Source organism: Acinetobacter sp. Lyrl_1 (assembly GCF_051948795.1).
Lineage (GTDB): Bacteria > Pseudomonadota > Gammaproteobacteria > Pseudomonadales > Moraxellaceae > Acinetobacter > Acinetobacter towneri.
The window spans coordinates 1-6314 of the sequence record NZ_JAYJLK010000072.1; the positions used below are offsets into that span (position 1 = coordinate 1).

Here is a 6314-nt window from a genome sequence, read left to right on the forward strand (position 1 = left end):
ATTTAACAATATAATAAAAACCAAAATGTAACACGCATTCAAAAAATACGTTAAAATTCAATTATATTTTGTTCTATCTGTCATGATTATATTTTTAAGATATTTTAATTAATTTTCTCTCTATCTCAATTATCAGTCTGTTAAAATAAAAATTGATCTAAAAAACATAAGCTTATTTAAGCCATTACAGCCCGTTTGAAAAATGCTAATCTACAAAAATACCAACACAAATACGTGACATAGTTAGCATTTTTAATCAATTCTTCAATTTTTTCTTGTGATGTGAAATACAATTTTTTGCATCCAGTGACTAAAAAAACACCAACTTCGATACGCTCCACTGATGCTCAATCATTCTGCTGTTATATTGAAGCTCTGACTAATCTAGATTGAAATGACTTTAAATCACCAAAACTCTGACAATGATGGTTTGATGTTCTTCATTTTCCTCAATCAACTGTAAACGCTTTTGTTCTTTACTCACCACTTTAAAGCGCAAGTTTTGATATTCAATAATGCTTGGAATTTGGTCAAAATATTGTGCATCAGCATCAATTTCATCCTCAAATAATGATGTACCAAGTTGATAGTCCAAACTTTTTAAAACGATATATTTCACCGTTGTTTTCATCACAGCATCCTTTTTATTACTTTTTGCTTTACTTTTATTTGTATCACCGTTCATGCCACGATTAAACCTATAATTGTAAATTTTGCTGTATTTATAGGCAGTTAAATCGTGAACATTCTTATTTTAGCATTTCACTTTTTGATATTTTTTCGCACAAGTCGACAAAATTCAGTACACTTGAGCAACTTATTCTATTCACTTGCAGATTTATCATGCTCAAACAATGCTGTGCCATACTTGAACAACGCCAACAGACTGTGGCTTTTATTGAAAGTGCCAGCTCAGGTTACTTATGTAGTCAGTTTTCTATTTATAAAAATAGCGGTGCCAATATTTTACTTGGTGGATTAGTCAGTTACGACCCAAGCATTAAACGTGAGATTTTGCATGTGAATAGTGACTTAATTGCCACCTATACCGCTGAATCCGCAGAAGTCACACAAGCCATGGCAGTTCAAGGCAAAAAACTATTTCAACATGCAGATTTTATTGTGGCATGCACAGGGTTACTGAAACCAGGCGGCAGTGCCACACCAGAAAAACCTGTAGGGACATTTTTTATCGCCATTCATTATCAGCAGCAAACTTTTCAGTACAAATATTTTTTAGATGGCAATCCATTACAACGACTAGAACAGCTCACTCTGTTAGTCGCTCAAGACCTGATTGATCTAATGCAAGATACAAGCACTTGTACTGCACCCTGAAGTAAACCTATCTTTTTAAGTCTCTATAAAAATTCTCATGACTGCCCAATTTTAAAAGATAGAGTGTCATGATTTCGTCATCACTCACAGAGTAAGCCAGTAGCACAAGCTGTTTGTCCATTTTAAATTTATAAACAAATACTCCTGCTAAATCCCCCACTTTAGCTTCTCCGATATCAGGATTATTCCAAACGGTTATTACGGCATTATCAACATCTTTTTTCTGCTGCTTGGTTAGTTTTTTCACTGTCCGTTCAAATAAGGGAGTTTGTTGTATATTCATTGAACTCAACCAAAGCTATATGGTGTTGTATTCCCTGCTTTGACATGCGCCATACTAAGCAACAAATCTGCTATATCTTGAAAAGTTAAATCGGGATTGTCTTGTGCGATTTTTCCAATTTTAGCCCAGTACTCAATTTGTTTAGTTGCACTTCTACTTTCAGCCATCCCGTAAATCTTTGCTGATTCAACAATATCGCTGTCGATTTTAACTGCTACATGTGACATTGCTTTTTCCTCATATTAATTATGGAATAAATTTTAGCCAATCATGCAACCATTTACAACCTTAAGAAACAAAATACAACAACCTTCTTTTATGATCAAATATTTAAAAATGCGCTATCGTACGTCCGATCTTTTTTAATTCTCTAACGCTTCAATAATTACTCATTGTATTTTTGACTACCCTCATCCAAACCTCAAAAAAAATAAGGTTCCATTGCTTAACAATGAAACCTTATCTTCAGCCTAAACTGCTGCATCACATGATGTTCATGCACGGTACAGCTTTTTAGACAACCAATTAAGCAGCCGAACGCTCTGCAATTGGTACAACTTTACGCAATTCTGGGCCTGTATAATCTGCACTTGGGCGGATAATACGGTTATCTGCACGCTGTTCCATCACGTGTGCTGCCCAACCTGTTACACGGCTCATCACAAAGATTGGTGTAAATAGTTTGGTCGCAATACCCATAAAGTGATACGCAGACGCATGGAAGAAGTCAGCATTACAGAATAATTTCTTCTCACGCCACATCACTTCTTCACAACGCACCGATACAGGATAAAGTACTGTATCACCTACATCTTGCGCTAAACGCTCAGACCAGATTTTGATGATGCCGTTACGTGGATCATTGTCTTTATAAATCGCATGACCAAAGCCCATGATCTTTTCTTTACGTTCCAACTTGCCTAGCATTTCACGTTCAGCTTCTTCTGGCGATGTCCAATTTTCAATCATTTCCATCGCTGCTTCATTCGCGCCACCGTGTAATGGGCCACGTAATGAACCAATCGCGCCTGTAATACATGAATGCATGTCAGACAAAGTTGATGCGCAAACACGTGCTGTAAATGTTGATGCGTTGAACTCATGCTCTGCATACAAAATTAATGACACATTCATGACTTGTTCATGCAATTCATTTGGTTTTTCACCACGTAATAAATGCAGGAATTGTGCGCCAATTGAATCATCATCCGTATTTTCTTCAATACGCACGCCATCGTGGCTATAACGATACCAGTAGCAAATAATAGCTGGCAAAGTCGCCAAGATGCGGTCTGCTACATCTTGTTGCTGTTCAAATGACTGTTCGGTTTCTAAGTTACCTAGCATTGAAACACCTGTACGCATCACATCCATTGGGTGTGAATCTGCAGGAATACGCTCAAGCACTTCTTTGAGTGCTTGAGGCAATGCACGTAAAGATTTCAATTTTGCTTTATAGGCAGCCAATTGCTCTGAAGTCGGCAATTCACCAAAGAAAATCAAGTATGCAACTTCTTCAAACTGACAGTTTTCTGCCAAGTCTTGCACATCATAACCACGGTAAGTTAAGCCTGCGCCACTTTTACCAACAGTTGAGAGTGAGGTTTTACCTGCCACTTGTCCACGCAATCCTGCGCCTGTGAGTACTTTTCCTTCAGCCATTTTTTTAATTCTCCTGTTTGAACAGCTTGTCTAATGTATTTTCAAAAGTATGATAATCAAGGAATTCGTATAATTCTTTACGTTGTTGCATTTTGTCTAAGACATTCACTTGCGTGCCATCTTTACGAATGGATTGCATCACTTCAAGTGCTGCTTTTTGCATAGCACGAGTTGGTGAAAGTGGATACAACACCATGCGAATGCCCTGCTCAGCCAATTCTTCAGTGGTGTAATAAGGGGTATCACCAAACTCGGTAATGTTTGCCAATACAGGTACACCTACGGCATCACATACAGTTTTATACATGGTAATATCAGTCATAGCTTCTGCAAAAATTGCATCTGCACCCGCTTCCACACATGCGCAAGCACGGTCAATAACCGCCTGTAAACCTTCTTTTTGCAAGGCATCAGTACGTGCCATGACTACAAAGTTTGAATCGGTTTTCGCATCAACAGCCGCTTTAATACGATCAACCATTTCTTGCTGGGTTACAATTTCTTTGTTTGGACGATGTCCACAACGCTTTTGTGCAACCTGATCTTCAATATGAACTGCAGCAGCACCCGCAGCAATCATTTGTTTAATACTGCGGGCAATATTGAATGCACCGCCCCAACCTGTGTCAATATCCACCAATAATGGTGTATCAACACGCTCAGTAATACGACGTACATCTTCCAAGACGTTGTCTAAACTGGTCATGCCCAAGTCAGGTAAACCGTAAGAATAGTTGGCAACACCTGCACCAGATAAATAAATGGCTTTATAGCCCACTTGTTTTGCCATCATGGCAGCATAAGCATTTACCGTGCCGATAATTTGTAATGGCTTTTCGACTTCCAAGGCTTGTCTGAATCTTAAGCCCGCAGATGTTTGTTCTGTCATCTTCCTTTCCGCTTTTCTTACTATATTTTTCGAGATTCGAGTATATCGAGAATGCGAGATCACGCCATGGCTTTTTAGAATCTATACTCTAAAACTTTAGTCAAATAATTTTCAAATTTATTGCACAATAAATTTTCGTGATGTTGGTTATTCTTTATTTTTGATAAACACAGCTTTTTAGTACACTAAATAAGCAAAATTTAAACTATTTTCTAAAAATATAGCTTTTTCAGCTCAAATCATGCCATGTGCAAGTACACTTCGACACAGCACGCTGTACATATATTTGTTATAATGACAATCTCCCTTCTATTTAATTGATGATTTTTTACTCAATATGCACGAACTCGCCCATTTCGCTCCTTTAGGTAAAGATATACCACCAACCAAGCGTGGTCATGAGCGATGTGTAGCGTTATTAGTCAGTGCAACTGAGCTATTTTTAGAGCGTGGTTACGATGCCGTATCCTTAGATGATATTGTGCAACACGCAGGCGGTTCTAAAGCGTCGATCTATAAATACTTTGGCAATAAAGAAGGGTTATTCAAAGCTATTTGTGATTATCGCCGTGATAAATTTTTTCAGGATATTCACATTCCCTTTGAACAAATTGATTCAAATTTACGTGGTTATTTGATTCAAACCTTATTGAATTTTTATCATCATATTTTGGAACCAGAAAATGCAGCCTTTATGCGTCTGGTATTAGAGCAAAGTCAGCGCAATCCTGATATTGCCTTACACATACATGAGCGCGGCCCTTTGCATGTGCAACTTTGTATTGCCAAAGTATTGGAACATGCCAGTCAGCAAGGTTTAATTTGCTGTGAACAGCCTATTTATTCTGCACAACTGTATTTCGGTATTTTAAGAAATTTTGAATGGCGTATCATCATGGGTATTCCAAAACAAGAAACAGAACAAGAAACAACCAATTATGTAAGTTATTGTGTAGATCGCTTTCTAGACGCTCATCAAAAAGCTTAGTTTTTTGCAATTTCTGCATCCTATAGTATATTAGCCGATTCCCTTTTTCACTTAACCAACCAACAACTAATTGTTGTTTTTTCTCATTCAGCAATTATTGTGGAGTAACGAATGGCTCTACGTCACTTTCTAACATTACGCGATTTATCGACTTTAGAACTGAATCAAATTTTGCAACGCGCCATTGAGCTTAAGCGTAAACAGCATAACAATGAAGTTTTCCAGCCTTTTCCTGGCAAAGTCATGGGTATGATTTTTGAAAAATCCAGCACCCGAACCCGTGTATCGTTTGAAGCTGGCATGAGTCAGTTTGGTGGTAGCGCGATCTTCTTATCATCACGTGACACACAATTAGGTCGCGGTGAGCCAATTGAAGATTCTGCACGCGTCATTTCAAGTATGCTTGACATTGTGATGATTCGTACCTTTGGTCACGACATTGTAGAACGCTTTGCTTCTTATTCTAAAGTTCCTGTGATCAATGCCTTAACTGACGATCATCACCCATGCCAACTCCTTGCAGACATGCAAACCTATGTTGAACACCGTGGTTCAATTGAAGGTAAAACTGTGGCGTGGATTGGTGATGGCAACAATATGTGTAACTCATATATTGAAGCAGCACACATGTGGGGCTTTAATTTAAAAATTGCTACACCAAAAGGTTATGAGCCAGAACAGCGTTTCCTGTCTGAATTTGCACACTGCGTAGAATTGGTCGATTCTGCTGAAGATGCAGCAGTGAATGCTGACCTAATTGTGACCGATGTATGGGCAAGCATGGGACAGGAAGAAGAACAAAAAATCCGTGAAAAAGCGTTTGCAGACTATCAAGTGAATGAACGCTTGATGGATTTAGCACACCCTGATTGTTTATTTATGCACTGCTTACCTGCGCACCGTGGTGAAGAAATTTCTGAAAATATGCTCGATCACAAAAATGCTGTAGTGTGGGATGAAGCAGAAAATCGCTTACATGCTCAAAAAGCATTGGTTGAGTTTTTATTGAATGAAAATCTTAAAAAAGACTAAGCTTTAAAACCCGTCTTAAATATTCGCAAAACTTTGATGAGTTTTGTTACAAACAGCACCAAAAGGTGCTGTTTTTTTATTTGGCTCGCTATAATCTTGAGTTATGGTCTATTTTTCTAAAA

8 protein-coding genes are annotated in these 6314 nt (G+C 38.0%); 3 read left to right on the plus strand and 5 right to left on the minus strand.

Features of this window, described 5'->3' with window-relative positions:
* Positions 1-400: 400 nt before the first annotated feature.
* Positions 401-631: a hypothetical protein gene (locus VF675_RS13325; RefSeq protein WP_026438431.1), complete on the minus strand. Its 231-nt coding sequence runs from the start codon at positions 629-631 to the stop codon at positions 401-403.
* 212 nt (positions 632-843) lie between these two features.
* On the opposite strand from VF675_RS13325, the gene VF675_RS13330 reads away from it, so the two are divergent.
* Positions 844-1338, plus strand: a complete 495-nt coding sequence (locus tag VF675_RS13330) for a CinA family protein (protein ID WP_179991042.1) — start codon at positions 844-846, stop codon at positions 1336-1338.
* Between the two features lie 7 nt (positions 1339-1345).
* Here the strand turns inward: VF675_RS13330 and VF675_RS13335 are convergent, their stop codons facing one another.
* The 4 genes from VF675_RS13335 to prpB all read right to left on the minus strand — a co-directional run bounded on the left by VF675_RS13335 (position 1346) and on the right by prpB (position 4172).
* Positions 1346-1621 (minus strand): type II toxin-antitoxin system RelE/ParE family toxin, encoded by a 276-nt coding sequence (locus VF675_RS13335; RefSeq protein WP_004973465.1) that lies wholly within the window; start codon positions 1619-1621, stop codon positions 1346-1348.
* A 5-nt stretch (positions 1622-1626) separates the two neighbouring features.
* Positions 1627-1848 carry a TA system antitoxin ParD family protein gene (locus tag VF675_RS13340; protein WP_004973462.1) on the minus strand — a complete coding sequence of 74 codons (222 nt, stop codon included), beginning with the start codon at positions 1846-1848 and terminating at the stop codon, positions 1627-1629.
* Between the two features lie 298 nt (positions 1849-2146).
* Positions 2147-3283, minus strand: a complete 1137-nt coding sequence (gene prpC / locus VF675_RS13345; protein WP_004973461.1) for a bifunctional 2-methylcitrate synthase/citrate synthase — start codon at positions 3281-3283, stop codon at positions 2147-2149.
* 4 nt (positions 3284-3287) lie between these two features.
* Positions 3288-4172: a methylisocitrate lyase gene (gene prpB / locus VF675_RS13350; RefSeq protein WP_004973459.1), complete on the minus strand. Its 885-nt coding sequence runs from the start codon at positions 4170-4172 to the stop codon at positions 3288-3290.
* Positions 4173-4509: 337 nt separating this feature from the next.
* Between prpB and VF675_RS13355 the strand changes: the two genes are divergently transcribed.
* A complete protein-coding gene (locus tag VF675_RS13355) occupies positions 4510-5160 on the plus strand; it encodes a TetR/AcrR family transcriptional regulator (protein ID WP_096901590.1) in 651 nt (216 codons plus the stop codon).
* Positions 5161-5271: 111 nt separating this feature from the next.
* Positions 5272-6192 (plus strand): ornithine carbamoyltransferase, encoded by a 921-nt coding sequence (argF, locus tag VF675_RS13360; protein ID WP_004973455.1) that lies wholly within the window; start codon positions 5272-5274, stop codon positions 6190-6192.
* Positions 6193-6314 lie beyond the last annotated feature (122 nt).